This window comes from Nocardia spumae, from assembly GCF_020733635.1.
Classification (GTDB): domain Bacteria; phylum Actinomycetota; class Actinomycetes; order Mycobacteriales; family Mycobacteriaceae; genus Nocardia; species Nocardia spumae.
Map to the genome: position 1 here is coordinate 4311561 of NZ_JAJFZL010000001.1, position 19185 is coordinate 4330745.

18 protein-coding genes are annotated in these 19185 nt (G+C 66.8%); 9 read left to right on the plus strand and 9 right to left on the minus strand.

Features of this window, described 5'->3' with window-relative positions; genetic code table 11:
• Window positions 1–500: 500 nt before the first annotated feature.
• Complete coding sequence (locus LKD76_RS19325; RefSeq protein WP_227982725.1) at window positions 501–1565, minus strand: nitroreductase family deazaflavin-dependent oxidoreductase; 1065 nt, start codon at window positions 1563–1565, stop codon at window positions 501–503.
• Window positions 1566–1600: 35 nt separating this feature from the next.
• Entirely contained in the window at window positions 1601–2182 is a 582-nt protein-coding gene (locus LKD76_RS19330) for an NADPH-dependent FMN reductase (RefSeq protein ID WP_227982726.1), read from the minus strand.
• Between the two features lie 52 nt (window positions 2183–2234).
• On the opposite strand from LKD76_RS19330, the gene soxR reads away from it, so the two are divergent.
• The gene (gene soxR, locus LKD76_RS19335) at window positions 2235–2690 is read left to right on the plus strand and encodes a redox-sensitive transcriptional activator SoxR (RefSeq protein ID WP_227982727.1); all 456 of its coding nucleotides are present in this window, start codon (window positions 2235–2237) and stop codon (window positions 2688–2690) included.
• Window positions 2691–3171: 481 nt separating this feature from the next.
• Here soxR and LKD76_RS19340 read toward each other — a convergent pair whose 3' ends face one another.
• Window positions 3172–3747 carry a TetR/AcrR family transcriptional regulator gene (locus tag LKD76_RS19340; RefSeq protein ID WP_227982728.1) on the minus strand — a complete coding sequence of 192 codons (576 nt, stop codon included), beginning with the start codon at window positions 3745–3747 and terminating at the stop codon, window positions 3172–3174.
• Between the two features lie 106 nt (window positions 3748–3853).
• Window positions 3854–4981, minus strand: coding sequence for an agmatine deiminase family protein (locus tag LKD76_RS19345; RefSeq protein ID WP_372465875.1), 1128 nt, complete (start codon window positions 4979–4981; stop codon window positions 3854–3856).
• 275 nt (window positions 4982–5256) lie between these two features.
• Here LKD76_RS19345 and LKD76_RS19350 point away from each other — a divergent pair, with 275 nt between their 5' ends.
• From LKD76_RS19350 to LKD76_RS19360, 3 genes are all read left to right on the plus strand, one after another.
• On the plus strand, window positions 5257–6027 hold the full coding sequence (locus LKD76_RS19350) for a GTP pyrophosphokinase (RefSeq protein ID WP_227982730.1): 771 nt from the start codon (window positions 5257–5259) through the stop codon (window positions 6025–6027).
• 718 nt (window positions 6028–6745) lie between these two features.
• Window positions 6746–7987 (plus strand): esterase/lipase family protein, encoded by a 1242-nt coding sequence (locus LKD76_RS19355; protein ID WP_227982731.1) that lies wholly within the window; start codon window positions 6746–6748, stop codon window positions 7985–7987.
• A gap of 154 nt (window positions 7988–8141) precedes the next feature.
• The gene (locus LKD76_RS19360; protein ID WP_227982732.1) at window positions 8142–8615 is read left to right on the plus strand and encodes an NUDIX hydrolase; all 474 of its coding nucleotides are present in this window, start codon (window positions 8142–8144) and stop codon (window positions 8613–8615) included.
• 201 nt (window positions 8616–8816) lie between these two features.
• On the opposite strand, the gene LKD76_RS19365 is transcribed toward LKD76_RS19360, so the two are convergent.
• Window positions 8817–9185, minus strand: a complete 369-nt coding sequence (locus tag LKD76_RS19365; protein WP_227982733.1) for a VOC family protein — start codon at window positions 9183–9185, stop codon at window positions 8817–8819.
• A gap of 241 nt (window positions 9186–9426) precedes the next feature.
• Window positions 9427–10554: an NADH:flavin oxidoreductase gene (locus LKD76_RS19370; protein ID WP_227982734.1), complete on the minus strand. Its 1128-nt coding sequence runs from the start codon at window positions 10552–10554 to the stop codon at window positions 9427–9429.
• A 112-nt stretch (window positions 10555–10666) separates the two neighbouring features.
• Between LKD76_RS19370 and LKD76_RS19375 the strand changes: the two genes are divergently transcribed.
• Window positions 10667–11179, plus strand: a complete 513-nt coding sequence (locus tag LKD76_RS19375) for a MarR family winged helix-turn-helix transcriptional regulator (protein ID WP_227982735.1) — start codon at window positions 10667–10669, stop codon at window positions 11177–11179.
• Between the two features lie 75 nt (window positions 11180–11254).
• Complete coding sequence (locus LKD76_RS19380) at window positions 11255–11491, plus strand: hypothetical protein (RefSeq protein ID WP_227982736.1); 237 nt, start codon at window positions 11255–11257, stop codon at window positions 11489–11491.
• Between the two features lie 246 nt (window positions 11492–11737).
• Here LKD76_RS19380 and LKD76_RS32375 read toward each other — a convergent pair whose 3' ends face one another.
• Window positions 11738–12043 carry a hypothetical protein gene (locus LKD76_RS32375; RefSeq protein WP_227982737.1) on the minus strand — a complete coding sequence of 102 codons (306 nt, stop codon included), beginning with the start codon at window positions 12041–12043 and terminating at the stop codon, window positions 11738–11740.
• 512 nt (window positions 12044–12555) lie between these two features.
• Here LKD76_RS32375 and LKD76_RS19390 point away from each other — a divergent pair.
• A complete protein-coding gene (locus LKD76_RS19390; protein ID WP_227982738.1) occupies window positions 12556–13419 on the plus strand; it encodes an AfsR/SARP family transcriptional regulator in 864 nt (287 codons plus the stop codon).
• An 11-nt stretch (window positions 13420–13430) separates the two neighbouring features.
• Here the strand turns inward: LKD76_RS19390 and LKD76_RS19395 are convergent, their stop codons facing one another.
• Window positions 13431–14789 (minus strand): acetyl-CoA carboxylase biotin carboxylase subunit, encoded by a 1359-nt coding sequence (locus tag LKD76_RS19395; RefSeq protein ID WP_227982739.1) that lies wholly within the window; start codon window positions 14787–14789, stop codon window positions 13431–13433.
• Between the two features lie 15 nt (window positions 14790–14804).
• The gene (locus tag LKD76_RS19400) at window positions 14805–16475 is read right to left on the minus strand and encodes an acetyl-CoA carboxylase carboxyltransferase subunit alpha (protein WP_227985313.1); all 1671 of its coding nucleotides are present in this window, start codon (window positions 16473–16475) and stop codon (window positions 14805–14807) included.
• Window positions 16476–16694: 219 nt separating this feature from the next.
• Between LKD76_RS19400 and LKD76_RS19405 the strand changes: the two genes are divergently transcribed.
• On the plus strand, window positions 16695–17963 hold the full coding sequence (locus LKD76_RS19405; RefSeq protein ID WP_227982740.1) for a beta-ketoacyl-[acyl-carrier-protein] synthase family protein: 1269 nt from the start codon (window positions 16695–16697) through the stop codon (window positions 17961–17963).
• Entirely contained in the window at window positions 17960–19174 is a 1215-nt protein-coding gene (locus tag LKD76_RS19410; RefSeq protein ID WP_227982741.1) for a ketosynthase chain-length factor, read from the plus strand. Before LKD76_RS19405 ends, LKD76_RS19410 begins: the two co-directional genes overlap by 4 nt.
• The last annotated feature ends 11 nt before the right edge of the window (window positions 19175–19185 follow it).

Below are 19185 nucleotides of genomic sequence, written 5' to 3' on the forward strand. Positions count from 1 at the left end.
GTGCCCGGCATCGGCCGGCCTTCCCTCGAACTTCGACGTAGCCGGCCAACGCGACGCCCTGCGGCACCAGGTCGATCCGGTCGTCACTCATCAGGCTGCTGCCGTGGGGTCGACACGCCTGCCCTGCGGGTAGGCAATCAGGTCCGCACCGTTGTATCCGGTCGTCCGATCGGAGATCGTGACCAACGGCGGCCCTACCGGCTCGAATGGCGTTTCGAAAACCATCACCCGAATGATGAGATGCCATTTTCAGCAAGGGCATGGGTATCGCCGCACCGCAGATCGGGATACCTCGGTCGGGCGCGCGGTGTCGCCGGAAATCGTTCGAGCACAGCGGGACTGGCCGAATCAGGTGTCGGTCGACGATCCGGTGCCGCCGGAACGCGGTGTCCCGGCCTGCGTGAGGGCGCTCGCGTAATCGGCGTATTCCAAGGCCGGACGGCGTTATCGTCGCGGGGCCCGATCACCGCCGCGAAGTCTCGAACCCAGGCGGTGCGGGTTCAGACCTCTTGGGTGCGGCGTTCGATGACAACGAGCGGGATTTCGCGGTGGGATTTCGCCTGGTAGGTGTCGTAGAGCGGAAAGATCGCGGTCATGAGGTGCCACAGCGGTGGTTTCTCTTCGGCGGTCGCCGGTCGCGCACGCCCGGTGAATTTCTCCGCTCCGACCTGGACTGTGACGTCCGGGTCCGCGAGCAGGTTGAGGTACCACGCGGGGTGGGTGGGCGATCCGGCATTCGAGGCCACCAGGACGTAGCGGTCGTCGTCCTCTCCGTAGATCAACGCGGTGCGTCGGAGCTTTCCTGATTTCCTTCCGCGCGTGGTGAGCAGCAGCGAGGGCCAGCCCTGGTAGAGGTGGCCACTCTGCCCGTCGGTCTCGACGTAGTCTCGGATGTGGTCCGCCACCCAGTCTGTCGGGCTGTCGTGGACGTCGTCGGGTTCGGGCGCCGAACTCTCGGATAGGCTGTGCAGCAGGTGGTATCGCGTGAATCCGCTGTCGGTGACCCCAGGGAATTCTTTCACTCGCCGCCAGCCGCTGCCTGATCCGATCATGCCTTGGCCCGACCGTTCGATCGCGTCGCGATGGGCGTCCGCAGTTGTCCATTCCGCGTAGGGGAGCACTCGGGTGCCGTCGGTGCTGACGTGGAAGTGGCCGGAGATACCGCCGGGGTGTGGGTCGGTTTCGCCGGCCATTGCGTCGAAAACCGTATCGACCCAGCGTCGTTGCCGATCGTGATCGGGTCCGTCGAACTCGACGTCGAGGATGACGATGCATCCTGGAACCGGTGGATTCACCCCAACGCTGCTGCGATACAGCCGATATTCAACTGCTTCGATGCCTGCGAATCCGGTCAGATATTCGCGGCCGGCTTCGCCGTTTCGCCACTGGGTGTAGGTGACGTTCTTCTCACCGTCGGTGCTCACGAACGCGGTGCACGAGATGAGTTCCTTCGGCCAGGAGCCGCGTTCCAGATCGGCGAAGACCTCCGCCACCGCCGACCTCACGATCAGGACGGTGTCGACGTCGGGATGTGCGATGTCGGGCAATACATTACGGGCGATCATGATTCACTCTCCGGTCATCGGTGGTCGGGGGCGGTTCAGGCGGCGTAGGGGTGCTCGGATCGAGCGACTTCCAGGGCTCGGCCGAACCAGAGGAGTTGATCGATCAACTTCGCGGCGGCGGCGTCACTGGCCGCCGTGGATGTCAGCTCGCCCGATGCGCTCATGGCGTTGTGAAAGCTCACGGTTTCGCGAACAGTCACCGCATGCAGTTCGGTGAAGACCTGCCGAAGGTGCTCGACTGCGCGAAGTCCGCCTGCCATGCCGCCGTAGGAGACGAATCCGATCGGCTTGGCTTGCCACTGGGTGTAATGCCAGTCGATGGCGTTCTTCAGCGGCGCGGGATAGCTGTGGTTGTACTCCGGTGTCACCACGACGAATGCGTCGGCGGCCGCGAGGCGCGGGCTGACAGCCGCCGGTGCCGCGGCCTCCTGCGCCCCGAGTTCGGTCGACAGCCGTTCGGGCAGAGGCGATTCCGCGAGGTCGATGACATCGACGGTGATTCCCGCACGCTGCTCGGCGTGTTCGACGAACCAGTTGGCGACTGTCGGGCCGAATCGGCCCGTGCGGGTGCTGCCGACGATCACGGCGAGGGTCAGTGGACTTTCGGATGCGGTCATACGAAAAGCCTCGAACTTAAACACGAGTTCAAGTCAAGGTAGTGTGAGCCGCGTGACACCGCCGCATCCTGAAGTCGCCGAAGTGACGATCGGCGAACTGGCCGAACGCAGTGGCGTTCCGGCCTCGGCGCTGCGCTTCTATGAGCGGCAGGGGCTCATCCACAGTCGTCGCACCACCGGGAATCAGCGTCGCTATACCCGTGCGACGTTGCGGCAGGTTGCCTTCATCCGCGCCTCACACCATCTGGGCATTCCCCTGTCGGTGATCGGCAAGGTCCTGGCACTGCTGCCACCCGGTGAAATACCGGGCCAGGAGTTCTGGGCCAGGGCGTCCGATTGCTGGACCGAGGACATCAACTCCAGAATCGCGCGGCTGGAGCGGATGCGCGATCGGTTCTCCGAATGCATCGGCTGCGGCTGCCTGTCGTTCCAGCAATGCGCACTCGTCAACCCGAACGACGAACTCGGCAAAGAGGGTTCGGGTCCGCGGCGGCTCTTCGACAACTGAGGCGTCGCTGTCTCGCAGGATCGTCGGCCTCGAACACTGCTGCGGTTCGCCACGTCGAAGAAATACTTCAGCTGGTCGGAGGCGTCTTTCCCCGTGCGGGTCGTCAGGTCCAGACGATGGATCTCATCGACGAGGACCAGCCCTGTGCCCGCGCGGCGCATCATCGCCGCGACGGTGTGCGCCAACGCTTGGGGGCTGTCGTGGCGCCCGACCGGCAATCTCAGATTTTCGAGTCCTCACCCGCGCCCACCGCTCGAGGGCCTCCCGATTGTCGGGAGCGGTCTCGGAGATTCGGCGGTGGACTATCTTCCGTACTGTCAGAGGCAGTTTCGGCTGCTGGCCCTCGAGACGACCCTCGCGCGGGCCTCGGCTTCCCTCGCGGGTGCGCGGTTGGTTGGGGTCAGCCTCGAACTCGGCGACCACAGCGAGGGTTTGCGGGACGCCTTGTCCCTGCGTGCGGCCCCGGAGAGGGGTCGGAGGTTCAGCGGCGATGGTCGAGTTCGACGCTGATGGCGTCGGTGAGCAGTGCGCGAGCTCGGTCGAGGCTGATCGAGCCGCTGTTCCAGCGCTGGCTGAGTCCTTCGACAAGGGCGGTGAGGCGTTCAGCGGCGGCGATGGCGTCGATCCCGGTGCTGATCGTACCGGCGTCTTGGGCGTGGCCGATCAGTGCCGCGATGTCGGCGTTCCAGGCGTCGGTGGTGGTGCGCAAGGCTTCGCGCAGGTCGGGATGGAACACCGCGCTGGCGCGTAGTTCGCCCCAGGCGATACTGGTTTCCCGGACGTCGTCGCTGTCTTGCAGTTCCAGCAGCAGCATGGTTTCGACTCGGACGCGGGCATCTGCGTGGGCGAGGGCGTGGTCGGTGTAGTTCGTGGCGCGGTGGTTGATGTGTTCGAGTGCGGCGTGCAGCACTCCGGCGCGGTCATGGAAGTGGTAGTAGATGAGCGCAGTGGACACTCCCGCCGCGGCGGCGAGTTTCTCGATGCGCAATCCGCGGACGCCGTCGCGGGCGATGACGCGGACGGCGGCTTCCAAGATCTGGGTTCGACGCTTCGACACGAGTCCTCACAGTAGGTCCGGGGTGACCGGTCCGGGCGGGCGGCGTTTCGGACCGATCGCCGGAGTCGGCGAGTTGCAGCTGTAGCCGACGTGCACGGTGCCGCTGTCAGGCTGCGGGTTGCTGCTGGGTGGTGCAATGGATGCCGCCGCCGCCCGCGGCGATACCGTCGATGGCGATCTGCACGACCTGGCGATCCGGAAACAGGCGCTGCAGCGTGGAGTGCGCGGCCGCATCGGTTTCCGGGGCACCGAACTGCGGGGCGATCACGCCGCCGTTGCAGACGTAGAAGTTGATGTAGCCGGCGGCGAAGTCTTCGCCGGCGTCCCGAAAGCGCAATTCGCTTGGCGCCTCCAGCGTTTCGATCTCGAGCGGACGGCCGTGCGCGTCGGTCGCGTTGTGCAGGATGTCGAGGTGCCGGCGGGTCACGTCGTAGTCGAAGGACTCCTCGTCGTTGTCGAGCCCGGCGACCACCACCCCGGGTCCGGCGAAGCGGGCGTAGAAATCGGTGTGGCCGTCGGTGATGTCGTGCCCAGTGATGCCCGGCAGCCAGATCACCTTCTCGATGCCGAGTAGGTAGGCGAGTTCCTTCTCTACGTCGGGCTTCTTCCAGCCCCGATTCCGGTTGTTGTCGAGCACGCAACTTTCGGTGATGATCGCGGTACCCTCCCCGTCGACCTCGAGGGCGCCGCCTTCGAGCACCAGGTCGGTGCGTAGCCGCTCGACCCCGGCGCGGCCGGTGACCAGCGCGGCGACTTTCGCGTCGCGGCGGTGCTCTTGTTTTCCGCCCCAGCCGTTGAAATTGAAGTCCACCCCGGCATGTCCGCTGGGGCCGGTGACGAACACCGGGCCGGTGTCACGCATCCACAGATCATCGATCTCAGCAGGGATCAACTCGACGTTCGCGCCCCCGACCAGAGTCTGGGCCAGCCCCATCTCGCCGGGGCGTACCAGCATCGACACTGGTTCGAACCCGGCGATAGTGGTGGCGATGGTAGCCAAGTCGTGTTGGGCTTGCGGCAGCAGTTTCGCGCCCCAGATGCGTTCGCTGGCACCGAAGGCCATCCAGGTCCGCGCGTGCGGCTGCCCTTCCTCGGGCATCATCCACCGTCTCCCATCGTGTGTACCGCTGCTGGTCGTGCCGCCGCCCCCCGGCAGGTCTCGGTCATCGCAGCCCGCCAGCAGCATGGTGCCGATCGCAGTCATCGAGGCCTGAAGGAATGCGCGTCGCCGCATAACGGGGTTCTCCTATGTCGTGGACATGTGTGCGACGAGTCCCTTGCAACGCGTCGGACGGCTAGCACTGCCTCTGTGGTGCGCGCAGGCCGCCGGACGAGTCGAGCGATCCGCTGGCAACCCCAGGCTAGTGTCTGACTAAAATTTCAGTCAAGTTGTGACCGACAGGCGTCACCCCAAGGCCAACGCGTTCTGACCGCTCCGAACGCGCCGGCCGCAGCGGTGACTGATCTCTCCCTGACCTGAACACCCCGGGCAAAGGCACAATTGAAGGAATGAAAGCCCTGCAGCCGAGTCCCAGCGCCGACGACGAGCCTCCCGGCAACCGGGAGCGGGTCACCATCGATGACGTCCGAGCGCTTCGCGAGCAGTTCCGCGATTTCATGCTCGGCTACAAGTTCGCGATCGACGAAATCACAACCAAGATCAACATCTTGCGTGAGGACTTCAGCAACACACACGAGTACAACCCGATCGAGCACGTGAGGTCGCGGCTCAAGTCACCCGAAAGCGTTCTGGAAAAGGCTCAGCGCAAGAACTACGCGATGAACCTATCCTCCATTCGAGCGAACGTGCTCGACATCGCAGGGGTCCGGGTGGTCTGCAGCTTTATCTCCGATATCGTCGTGATCAGAGACATGCTCGTCGGCCAGGAGGACATCACGCTGCTGGACGAACGCGACTACATCACGCACCGCAAACCGAACGGCTACCGGAGCCTGCATCTGATCGTGTCGATCCCGGTGTTCCGCTCCGACCGCACCGAGCGGATGCCGGTCGAAATCCAGATCCGCACCATCGCGATGGACTTCTGGGCGAGCCTCGAACACAAGATCCACTACAAGTACAGCGGCGAGGTGCCTCCGAATCTCCGCGGCGATCTGGCCCGAGCCGCCGAGGTGGCCGGGCAGCTGGACGAGAAGATGGAGGCCCTGCACCGACAGGTCGAGCACACCACGCACACCCCGCCCGATCCTCTCGATTCACTGGACCTCGGCCGGCTGTACAGCCTCGCCACGAACCTCTCCCACAGCCGGCGAACCTGAGCCGGGCCCCATGCCCTGCCCGATCGCTGCCGTGCCTGGTCAAGCTCCCCTCGCAGCCGATGCGGCAGTTCACTTCGATTGCGGGACTTCGTATCCGGAGTCGGCAGCAGCGATTCGGTCACCCCGCTGCCCGATATCGCGGCCCGGCGGGTGACCGACATCGGCTGATCACTGAACCATTCTCCGAACACCGATGCCATCGTGACCGAATGCGTCGCCCAGCTGACCCCGCCGACGACGGTCAGGGCACGAACTTTGCGCGGATACCAGGTCGCTCCGGCGGCCATGTTCACGCCGATGCGACCCACCGGGATGTAGCGGGCCGTGATGGTCAGCAGCGCGGGTGCCGGCGCCACCGCCGGCTGTGCGACTTCTTCACCTGTCCACGATTTCGGACTCCCTCACCAGCCTTGACCCGCGTCACGGGCCGGGGCCGCATGTCGGTTGCGCCAGCGGATGTAGCCGGCGATCGCGACGTCGTGCTCTTCGTGGCCGCGGTGATCAGTGCCGTTCAGCGCAAAGCACCGGTGCTCCCCTCACTCGCGCACGACGCGATTCACCATGACGAACAGGTCGGCAGGAACACCCGCCCGACGTCGTTGCCCGCACACCAAGCCCGGACCGGGGCGTGCTCGCGCACCGGGTAATCGTCCAGGGGCAGGCACAGTTTCCGCTTGGCCCAGCACCCACAGTCAGTGCACAGTCGTACACTGACTGGATGAGCGATCGGCAGCAGGCGGAGATCAGGGCGCTCGCCCGGTTGGCCGGCGATGAACTCGGTGGTGCCGTCGACGGGGTCGCCGCGGTGCACCGTGCCATCTCCGATCACGTCTTCGCGGCCGTGCGGCAAGGGGTCGGCCCAGCCGCACGGCCGGCGCAGGTGGTACACGACACCATCGCCGACAACATGTACCGGATCGTCAGCGGTGCCGCGGTGTCGGCAGGCATGCTGGCCGAACATGCCGCGACGTTTTCCGGTATACCCGCCCCGTCGCGCACGGTTTTCGGCTCCGGCGTCCTCGCGGCCCTACAAGGCTTGATCGGCGACACTCTCGCGCAGCAGCGGCCGATCCTGGCCGCGCCCATGATGTTTCGGTCCGATGGCGAAGCAGCGGCACCCGAGCGGTTCGCGAAGCACATCACGAACCCCAGCGGTCGGGTCGTGATCTTCCTGCACGGATTGGCGGAAACCGAACACGCTTGGCGGCTCGGCGGCAGACCGACCTATGCCGAACGACTCGAGGCCGATCTCGGCTGCTCATCGGTTCAGGTGCGATACAACAGCGGTCTGCACATTTCCGAGAACGCCCAGCAACTGAACGATCTGTTAGAGCGCCTCGTCGAGCACTGGCCGGTCGAGATCGAACAGTTGTCGCTGGTCGGCCATTCGATGGGTGGGCTCATCGCCCGTGGCGCGTGTTTCGCCGCCGTCGAGGACCGACGTTCCTGGGTACGGCAGGTGCGCCAGGTGGTCTGCCTCGGGTCACCTCATCTGGGTGCGCCGCTCGAGCAATTCGTCCATTACCTCTCCGCGGCACTGGTCCGCGTCCCGGAGACCCGCCCGTTCGGACGGCTACTACGCCGCCGCAGTGCGGGCATCCGAGATCTGCGCCATGGTTCACTGGTCGATGGGGACTGGGACGGTGCGGACCCGGACGCGTTGCGTCGCCGAGCGATCCGCGAGGTCCCGCTTCTCGAGGGCGCCGATCACTATTTCGTCACCGCGACGATAACTCGCAGCCCGCGCCATCCCCTGGGCCGAGTCATCGGGGACGGTTTGGTGCTGACCACGAGCGGTTCGGGCCGGAATCGCGCCCGCCGCATCGGTTTCGACGACACCAACGGTCTGCACCTGACCGGGGCGAATCATTTCACCCTGCTCAACCACGAGACAGTCTATGAAGCCTTGACCCACTGGCTGTGCGGCGAGCGCGAACAGAAGTCGCTGCGTCCAGGCTGACAGACGAATCGGCCAGGATGTACGGGGTCTCGCCACGTCTTGACGAATACCGGCCGGCGGACGTGTTCCGGCCACGGGCGACCACGTTCTACCGCAATAATGGGTCATCACTGTTCTGCCCGTGTGGTGCACCGATCGAGAGTTGGTGAGTCAGATGATCTCCACATCTCTGTTCAACGAACTGTACGAACGCGCGGAAAAGGACAGTGTCGCATTACGAATCGGCGTGATCATCGATCGCCGCGGGGAGGTCCTGCTACTCGAACGTGACGACAGCGGCCCCATCAAGGCAACCCTCAAACTCCCCGGCACCACCGTCGAACCCCACGAACCGCTCGACGCTGCCGTCGCACGCGGCGTCGCCACCGAGACAGGCCTGATCGTTACCCGAATCCGTTGCCACGTAGGGCATTTCGACTATCTCTCCCCGGTCGGAAAACCGGTCCGCCGCCTGCATTTCGCCGTCGACGTGGCCGCCACATATCCCATCCGCCTGTCGGCCCACACCGCCTACACCTGGGCGCCGCTGGGCAGCGACCTCCGCGTAACTCCCTCCATTCGCGGCATCCTCGAGGACTACCGCAAGCTCGGCGAAGCCCGAAACCCGCTATCGGAGACCGTGGGATGAGGATGGCCCAGCACCTCGCCCTGGTTGGCCATGGCGCCGGGGTACGCAGGAGTTCTGCGGGCACGGCTCGGGCTCCCGCAACCCCGGTCAACCGGCGTGCGCAACGGATTCGCCGCTGTCCCGCGTGACTCGCCGGTCCGCGCCGCGCGGTGAGCGCGGCGCGGACCGGGGCCGGAGGTGTCGACGGCGTCGATCGTGGCCCTAGCCCCAGTTGGCGGCGAGTGTGAGGCAGAACGGGTGGCCGCTCGGATCGAGCAACACCCGCCAGGTCTCGCCCGGCTGGAACTCCGGCACCGTCGCACCCAGTTCGACCAGTTGTTTACTGGCCACCTCGAGGTCCTCGACCGCCAGATCCAGGTGGAACTGTTTCGTGCCGTTCTCGTTCGGCCAGGTCGGCGCCTGGTAATCCGCGACAGTGCCGAATCCGAGCGCGTGATCCGGCCCGGTCAGCATGGCGTACTCGTCCTGCACGTGCGCGATCGTCCAACCGAGCGCCGCCGCCCAGAACTCCGCGTCGCGCCGCGCGTCGGCGCTGTCCAGGGTGAGCATCTTCAACGTAGCAACTGCCATGGGTTTTCCTCTCCGGAACGAAACTACTGACGGCCCAGCCTGCAACACCGACGCCGGGCGGTATTGCAAAAACGCGACGCCGGCCTGTGGCCAGCGGCGATCGCGGCTCGTCACGGAGTGCGAACACAATCGGATGAACGCCTCTTCGTCGGTCCCGCCGTAGGGCGCCCACGCGGTGGCGAATTCCAGCGATTCGGGGATTGCACACTCACACCTCTCGAGCTCGCGGCGATTCCGACTCCTAGCTCAGCGTTTTCAGCGCCGCCGCGTCGTAGGGCTTCAGCTCGTCGATCCGGCCGCCGAGGACTTTGGTTGCCCATTGCGGGTCCTGCAGGAGGGCGCGACCGACGGCGACCAGGTCGAACTCGTCGCGTTCCAGGCGGTCGAGGAGGTTGTCGAGGCTACCGAGTTCGGCGCCTTTGCCCGTGAAGGCGTGCAGGAAGTCGCCGTCGAGGCCGACCGAGCCGACGGTGATGGTGGGCTGACCGGTGAGCTTCTTGGTCCAACCGGCGAGGTTCAGGTCCGAGCCATCGAACTCCGGGAGCCAGTACCGGCGGGTGGAGGCATGGAAAGCGTCGACACCGGCGGCGGCGAGCGGCGCCAGGATCGCCTCGAGTTGCTGCGGGGTCTCGGCGAGCCGCGCGTTGTAGGCCTCCTGCTTCCACTGCGAGAAGCGGAAGATCACCGGGAAGCCGGGCGATACGGCCGCGCGGACCGCGGCGACGATCTCGGCCGCGAACCGGGTGCGCGCCACGGGATCTCCACCGTAGGTATCGGTCCGGCGGTTCGTGTGCGCCCACAGGAACTGATCGACGAGGTAGCCGTGGGCGCCGTGTAGCTCGACGCCGTCGAAACCGATCCGCTCGGCGTCCGCCGCAGCCTCGGCGAACGCGGCGATGACGTCGTCGAGGTCGCGCTGTGTCATCGCTCGGCCGGTTGCCTCGGTGCCGTCGACGCGAATACCGGAGGGGCCCATGGCCGGGGCATCGGGGTAGGGCTGTTCGCCATGGTTGCGGACCATGCCGATGTGCCACAGCTGCGGCACGATCGCGCCGCCCGCCGCGTGCACGTCCGCGGCGACCTTCGCCCAGCCCGCCAACTGCTCCTCACCGTGGAACCGCGGTACCCGATCACTCTGACCGGCCGACTCGTGGCCGACATAGGTCCCCTCGGTCACGATCAGGCCGACACCGGCGGCGGCCCGGCGCGCATAGTAGGACCGCACATCGTCACCCGGAACGCCGCCCGGGGAGAACATGCGCGTCATCGGCGCCATCACGATGCGGTTGGGGACGGTCAGGTTGTTCAGCGCGACGGGCCGGGACAGGATCTCCGCTGCGCGGGAGGTGTCGGACGCGGTGACGGTCACTGGATGCTCCTCATAAAAACTTGACAACTTTGATGGTTGACATACTCAAGCATTTTCCACGGTAGGGGCGAATGGTTGAGATGGTCAAGTTTCGACACGTAGGATGAATTACATGGCCCACGTCCCGCACATCGACACCGCCCAGCTCATGGAGCTGCTCTCGGTGTCGCTGGGCGTCTACTACAGCGACTTCACGGTCGCAGCGGCGAGTGAAAACCTCACGGCAAGCCAGGGCAAGACCTTGACGGTGCTGCGCCGGGGCCCCGCCGCGATGCGCACACTGGCCGAGATACTGGCGTGCGATGCGTCCAACGTCACCGGGATCATCGACCGGCTGGAAAGGCGGGGTCTCGTGCGTCGGGAGGCCAGCGCATCCGATCGGCGCGTCACCAATCTGGTCATCACACCCGAGGGCGAGCGTGCCGTCGACGCGATCCGCGCGACGATGCACCAGACCCGAGAAGGCCTGAGCAGGCTCGCCGACGAGGACCGCGTCCAGCTGTACACGCTCCTGGAACGGGTCTTCGTCCAGCACCGATCGACCAGCCAGTCCACCTACCGCTGTTCACCGGACCAGCCGTCGAGCGCGCCCGATCGGCCCCATCCCATCCATCGGAAGGGGTGAACCGATCGACCAACGCCGTAGTATCGGGTCTGACCACCACGACGTGGCCGAAAAAGCGAACGGCGGAGGCGGAGTATGACCGACGAGGAGATCGTCGTCTCGTTCGCCCTGACCAGACTGGACAACGCGAACAGCGACCTCGATCTGGAAGACGTTGCCGCCCTGGTAGTGCACCGCCTGACCCCTGATCAGAGGCTCGACCTCGCCACCCGCACCCTCGCGGCACGCGATGAGCTACGGGGAGCGCTGTTCGAGTCCGCGGTCGAGTACGTGCTCAGGACCGTCCTGACCGCCCGAGGGCCTGTCGACTGACGGATCGCCACAACCACGGCGGACCGGTGACGACCCCGAGATCTCGACTCGAGACATGCCGTTTCGACGGGGCGAGTCCCCCTCGTAGGCAGATGCCCGGGCAGATCTGCCACGTTCCCGCTCCGGCAGCGGCGACACCTGGCCCTGCTCCATCGGCGACCGCGTGCCGCTACCAGGCCGACCCGGCGCACGATGCGTCGTGGTCCGTTCGCAGTCGGCTTGCCCAGCGGCGCCGATGCGTCGTGCTCACCGCTTCGCTGCGCCGGGACGGTACGTCGTGGGTCGGAATTGCTCGAGCCCGGTGACGCGGACGGCCGGCTTTCCACAGCTGTTCGAATGTGCGCTGCCGCTATGCAGTTCGGTGATGAGCCGGGCGAGGCTCGGATCCCGAGGGTACTTCGCGTGTGCGCTGCGCAGGCAGCCGACGCAGTCAGCGGCATGGAGTGCGGACTGCTCGGGCAGCATCGCTGTGTGCCCCTCTCCGCACAGAGGAATCGCCGGCGTAGCAGATTGCGCTGTGCGGGGCGGCAACTGGGAGAAGTCACCGAGCACTGCCTCCGCGAGTGAATTTCAGTCCAGCACATCGGATTTGACGGACAGTACGAGCGCCGGCAGGTCCGACAGTCCAGCAGCCGCAGCACGCTCGGGCGTACCGGTACGGGAACGAGCCCGGCATGGGGCGGTTGTGATCCGGCGAGCCGCCCGGCAGCGGATGCTCACGAGCTGGACATCTCGTCGAGGACCGTTCACACACTCATCCCCGTGCCGATCCACGACCGCCGCCGATGTGGGACGCATTTCTCGGGCGGGCGCGTTTCCGGGCGGTGTACAGCACGGATCACGTTCAGTGACAATCGGTTTCAGGGAAGTTTGGCCGGGCCACGTCCCAGTCGGGCGTCCACATCATTCCCGACCTGCGGGGAACAAGAACGGTTGTAGGCGTTAACGGTATGATCACCATGGGTTTACAGTCTCGCCACAATGCCCTCGGTACCCTGAAACGGTCTACAGCGACGTATGATTCCACGCTCACCGCAGCAATTCATGCTACAAGGGGACGCTACGTGTCGAATCCTGTGTATGCCCGCGTTCTGGGCCCTTTGACTCTCGCCCTCGACAACCGCAATGCGACGCCGACCGCACAGAAACAACGTAAATTGCTGGCATTGCTGTTGATTCGGCATTCGACGGTGGTTCCTGTCACGACTTTGATCGAGGAGTTGTGGAACGACGACCCGCCACGCAGCGCGATAACGGTCGTACAGACCTACGTACTGGGTATCCGAAAGAAGATGGCGCAGTACCTGCATGTCGACCAGGGCGAGATCGCGGATAGATTTCTCCGCACCTGGAGCAAAGGATATATGTTCGACGCACAGGACTGCGTATTGGATTTGCGCGATTATCGCACGATGACCGACGCCGGTCGCTGCGCGTTGAATGCCGGAGACGATATGCGCGCCGTGGACCTTTTCACGGCGGCCGAAGCGCTGTGGACCGGTCCGGCGTTGCTGGACGTCGACAGCGGCCTGCCACTGTCGGCCGAGCTGTCGCATCTGGAACAGTTGCGGCTGACCAACTTCGAGCTGCGGATCGAAGCCGAGCTGCGGCTGGGCCGCTACCGCGAGGTCTGCCCGGACCTGGCGCGACTGACCGCCGAACAGCCCCTGCACGAACGACTGCAGGCGTATTACATGTACGCCCTGTGCCGTTCCGGACGGCGGCATCGCGCGCTCGAGTCCTACCATGAATTCGCCCGTTCGCTGCAGCGGGAACTGGGGCTGGATCCCTGTGTGAAGTTGCGCCGGTTGCACGGCGACATTCTCAATGCCTCCGACGAATCGGTGACTCTGATGCTCGAGCGCCGGCATGCCGGATATCTGATCGGCTGGCAGGCGGGTGCGGAACGCTCCGCGACGCCCGCCTGACCCGGCGCCTGTCATTCCGGGCCGGTACCCTCGAATATTTCTTCCACCAGGGCGGTCGTATGGGTACCGGCCCGGAATTTCGGCTGATCGAGGACCTCCAGCAGGAAATCACGAGTGGTGCACAATCGTTCGCCGTCGACCTGGAATTCCGTGAGCGCTCGCCGCATGCGGGCGATCGCGGCGTCGCGATCGGGCGCCCACACGACAACCTTCGCGAGCAGCGAATCGTAGTGGGACGGTATCGAGTAGCCCGCCCGAATATGGGTGTCCACTCGGGTGAACGGCCCTCCGGGCGCGGTGAATTCGGAGATCCTGGCCGGTGTCGGCGCGAATCCGGCCGCCGGATTCTCCGCGTTGATTCTGCATTCGATCGCGGCGCCCTTCGGCTGAATGCGATCCTGCGTCCACGCCAGCGGTTCGCCGGCGGCGATCCTGATCTGCTCGGCGATCAGATCGATACCGGTGACCATCTCGGTGACCGGATGCTCGACCTGAATTCGGCAATTCACTTCCATGAAGTAGTAGTTGCCGGCCGAGTCGAGCAGGAATTCGACGGTGCCGGCGCCGGTGTATCCGGCGGCGAGGACCCCGTCGACCGCGGACCGGCCGATCCGCGCGGCCAGTCCGTCCGGCAGCCGGGGCGCCGGGGACTCCTCCACCAGCTTCTGGTGCCTGCGCTGCACCGAGCAATCACGCTCGCCGAGATGGACACCCGCGCCGAAGGTGTCGCACAGCACCTGGACCTCCACATGGCGGGCGCGGTCCAGGTACCTCTCTACATACACCCGGCTGTCGCCGAAGAGCATGCGGGCCGTGGCCCGGGTATCCCGGTAGGCCCGGGCGAAATCGGCGCTGTCGTGCACCACCGCCATCCCACGCCCGCCGCCTCCGGCGACGGCCTTGATGATCACCGGGTACCCGATCCGGTCCGCGAGAGCCTGCGCCTCGTCGAATTCGAGCGCGTCCAGACTGCCCGGCAACAGCGGCAGTCCGGCTTTGGCCATCAGCGTGCGCGCCGACTGCTTATCGCCCAATTCGGCCATGACGTCCGCGGGCGGCCCGATGAGCGTGATCCCGGCGGCCCGGCAGGCATCGGCGAAATCCGGTGACTCCGAGAGGAATCCGTAGCCGGGGTGGATGGCATCGGCACCGGTGATCTCCGCGGCGGTCAGAATGGCGGCGGCGTCGAGATAGCTGCGTTTGGCCGCGGCGGGACCGATCCGCACGGCCTCGTCGGCGAATGTCACGACAGCCGAATCATGGTCGGCCGCCGAATAGACCGCGACGGTGCGCAGGCCCATCTCCCGGCAGGTGCGGGCCACCCGCATCGCGATCTCGCCCCGGTTGGCGATCAGAATTTTGTCGAACATCGCGCCTGCTACCTCTCACGCCGCCGTGCGGGCGGCCAGGGGGACACCGAAGCGGCGGAATCTGGCTCGGCGCTGCGCGGCCAGTTCCTCACCGCTGCGCCCGATCAAGGCTTGTAGCGTCGCGGCCAGGGCGCGACGCAGCCGCTCGGCCGCCGGCCGCGACGCGGCCGCGCCATCGTGGCCGGGCTCGGGCAGGACACCGTCGACGATGCCCAACCGCAACAGGTCGCGAGCGGTGATATGCAGTGCCGCAGCGGCTTCGGCCGATGCGCTCGCGTCGTTCCACACGATGGCCGCGCAGCCCTCGGGACTGATCACCGAGTAGACCGAGTCGGCCAGCATCAGCACCCGGTTGGCGACCGCGAGTGCCAGCGCGCCGCCGCTGCCGCCCTCGCCGATCACGACACTGATCACGGGAACGCGCAGGGCGGACATCAGACGGATGTTCTCGGCGATGGCGATGGCCTGGCCCTGTTCCTCCGCGGACGCGCCCGGATAGGCGCCCGGTGTGTCGATGAGCGTGACGACCGGCAGGCCGAGCTTCTCCGCCAGCCGCATGAGCCGGGCGGCCTTCCGATATCCCGCCGGCGTCGGCATGCCGAAGTTGCGGGCCATCAGCTCCTTGGGATCGTGCCCCTTCTGCTGGCCGATCACCATCACCGGCTGATCGCCGAGCCGGGCCGGTCCGCCGACGATCGCGGGACAGTCGGCGCCGATGCGGTCGCCGTGCAGTTCGAGGAATCCGTCGAATGCGAGGGCGACATAGTCGAGAGCGGTGGGCCGGGTGATCTGCCGCGCCCGACGCACCTGGTCCCAGGCTTCGGTCTCGGGCAGCGAATGCGGATCGGTAATGATGCCCGCCTCCCCGTCCGGTCCGCCGGTGGGGTCGACCGGTCCCGCGATGCGCAGTAGCGAACCCAGCGTCGCACGCAGTCCCGACCGGGGCACGATCATGTCGATGAGGCCGTGGTCGAGCAGAAACTCCGCGGTCTGGAACTGCGGCGGCAGTTCCTGGCGGATCGTCTGCTCGATGACCCGGCGTCCGGCGAAGCCCAGCCGGGCGCCGGGTTCGGCGATCAGCACGTCGGTCAGCGTCGCGAACGAGGCCGCGACACCGCCGTAAGTCGGATCGGTGATCAGGCTGACGGTCAGGATGCCCGCGCGATCGAGTTGTTCGAGCGCCGCGCTGGTCTTGGCCATCTGCATCAGCGACAGCGGACCCTCCTGCATGCGGGCGCCGCCGGAGGCGGTGACCAGGAGCAGCGGAATACGCTCGGCCAGAGCGTATTCGGCGGCCACGGTGATCATTTCACCGACCGCGGTGCCCAGGCTGCCGCCGAGGAAGCGGAAGTCCATGGCGACGATGACGACCGCGGAGCCCTCGATGCGGGCGGTCACGCATACGACCGCGTCCCGCAGTCCGGTGCGCGCCCGCGCGCCCGCCAGCCGTTCGGCATAGGGCACCACGTCCTGGAAGTTCAGCGGGTCGTCCTCGGTGCCGGCGATCGGCAGCGGCTCGAACCGGCCCTCGTCGGCCAGTTGGCACACCCGCTGTTCGGCGGACACGGTGGTGTGCCGACCGCATTCGCCACACACGCCGAGGTCTCGTTCGAAACGCTTGCGATACAGCGGAATACGGCAGCCTGGGCATAGTACCCAGTCCGCGGTATGGGAGCTTGGCGGCATCTTCACGGGGTGTCTCCTGTGCTCGATCGGCCACGGTGAGCCGGACCGCAGCGTCCGGTGCCCTCAGGTTCGCGCTGCGCACTCGAGGACAGCTCGATCGCGCTGCTCGAGCGGGGCTCGAGCGGCCCGCTTCACCCTGATCGTGATCTCGGGGACTTTCGGGACTGTTCGGCGAGAAGGGACAACAGCTGTGTACGCCAATGCATTCGGAGGTTCGTCATGAACCGTCGCGTCGTCGTGACCGGGCTCGGGGTGCGTGCGCCCGGTGGTAACGGCAAGGACGAATTCTGGAAGTTGCTGTCGGAAGGGCGCACCGCCACCCGCCGGATCAGCTTCTTCGACGCCTCACCCTACCGGTCCCAGGTGGCGGGCGAGGCGGATTTCGACGCGGCCCGGGAAGGGTTGTCGCCCAGGGAGATTCGCCGCATGGACCGCGCCGCGCAGTTCGCTGTGGTGTGTGCCCGCGAAGCGGTGGCCGACAGCGGTCTCGGCATCGAGACGCTCGATCCGCAGCGCATCGGTGTCAGCCTGGGCAGTGCCGTCGCCGCGGCGACGAGCCTGGAACAGGAATATCTGGTGCTGTCGGACTCCGGGCGCGATTGGGTGGTCGACGAGAAGCACGTCTCGCCCTACATGTTCGACTACATGGTGCCGAGTGTGATGCCGGCCGAGGTGGCGTGGAGCGTGGGCGCCGAGGGGCCGGTGGCCATGGTGTCCAACGGGTGCACGTCGGGACTGGACTCGGTCGGGCACGCGGTGCAGTTGATCCGTGAGGGCTCCGCCGACGTGGTGCTGGCCGGCGCCGCCGATACCCCGATCACGCCGATCGTGGTGGCCTGCTTCGACGCGATCAAGGCGACCACGCCGCGCAACGACGATGCCGAGCACGCCTCGCGCCCGTTCGACAACTCGCGCAACGGTTTCGTCCTCGCCGAAGGGGCGGCGATGTTCGTGCTGGAGGAGTACGACAGCGCCCGCCGCCGCGGCGCGCGCATCTACGCGGAGATCACCGGCTACGCGACCCGCTGCAACGCCTACCACATGACCGGTCTCAAGGCCGACGGGCGGGAGATGGCCGAGGCGATCCGGGTGGCGTTGGACGAATCGCGGGTCGATCCCACCGCCGTCGACTACGTCAACGCCCACGGGTCGGGCACTCGCCAGAATGATCGCCACGAAACGGCGGCGGTGAAACGCAGTCTGGGCGAGCACGCGTACCGCACGCCGATGAGTTCGATCAAGTCGATGGTGGGTCATTCCCTCGGCGCCATCGGTTCGGTGGAGATCGCGGCCTGCCTGCTCGCGCTGCAGCACCAAGTGGTGCCGCCGACGGCGAATCTGCACGAGCCGGACCCGGAATGCGATCTCGACTACGTGCCGCTCACCGCGCGCGATCACCGCATCGACACGGTACTGAGCGTCGGCAGCGGCTTCGGCGGCTTCCAGAGCGCCATGGTGCTGCGCCGGCCGCAGGGGGTGCCGGCATGAGCGTCGTGACGGGGATGGGTGTGGTGGCGCCCAACGGGCTGGGCCTGGAGCACTTCTGGGATGCCGTGCTGGCGGGACGCGGGGCGATCGCGCCGCTGACCCGCTTCGACACCACCGGGTTCGGCGCGACCCTGGCCGGACAGGTGGCCGAGTTCGACGCCGGCAAGTATCTGCCGAGCCGGCTGCTGCCGCAGACCGACGTCTCCACCCGGATGGCGCTGGTGGCCGCGCAGTGGGCACTCGACGACGCGAAGGTCGACACCAGCGCACTGACCGACTACGGCATGGGTGTGGTCACCGGAAACGCCTCCGGCGGTTTCGAATTCACCCACCGCGAATTCAACAAGCTGTGGTCGCGCGGCTCCGAGCACGTGAGCGTGTACGAGTCGTTCGCCTGGTTCTACGCGGTGAACACCGGCCAGATCTCGATCCGGCACGGCATGCGGGGACCGAGCAGCGCGCTGGTCGCCGAGCAGGCCGGCGGCCTGGACGCGATCGGCCACGCCCGGCGCACCGTGCGCCGCGGCACACCCCTGGTGGTCACCGGCGGCGTCGATTCGGCGCTCGACCCGTGGGGCTGGGTGTCCCACATCGCGGCCGGAACGATCAGTACCGCAACCGATCCCGCGCGCGCCTATCTGCCGTTCGACGCGCAGGCGGCGGGCAACGTGCCGGGCGAAGGCGGGGCCATGCTGGTGCTCGAGGACGCCGCGGCGGCCCAGGCCCGCGGTGTGCCCGACTGTTACGGCGAAATCGCCGGATACGCGCAGACTTTCGACCCGCCGCCGGGTTCGCCGCGCCCGCCGGGACTGCAGCGGGCCATCGAGCTGGCGCTCGCCGATGCCGGACTGCGCAGCGACGACATCGATGTCGTCTTCGCCGATGCCGCCGGTGTCCCCGACGCCGACCGCGCCGAGGCCGCGGCCCTCGAGGCCGTCTTCGGTCCCGGCGGGGTCCCGGTGACCGCCACGAAACCGCTCACCGGGCGGCTGCTCTCCGGCGCGGGCCCGCTCGACATCGTCACCTGCCTGCTGGCCATGCGCGACGCGGTGATCCCGCCGACCGTGGCCACCACCGAACTCGCCGAAGGATGCCGGATCGACCTCGTCCGCGGCGAACCGCGCTCGGCCGACCTCGGCGCCGGGTTGGTGCTCGCGCGCGGCCGGTGGGGTTTCAACTCCGCGGTGGTCGTGCGCGCGAACCCGCGCTGACCCGACTTCAC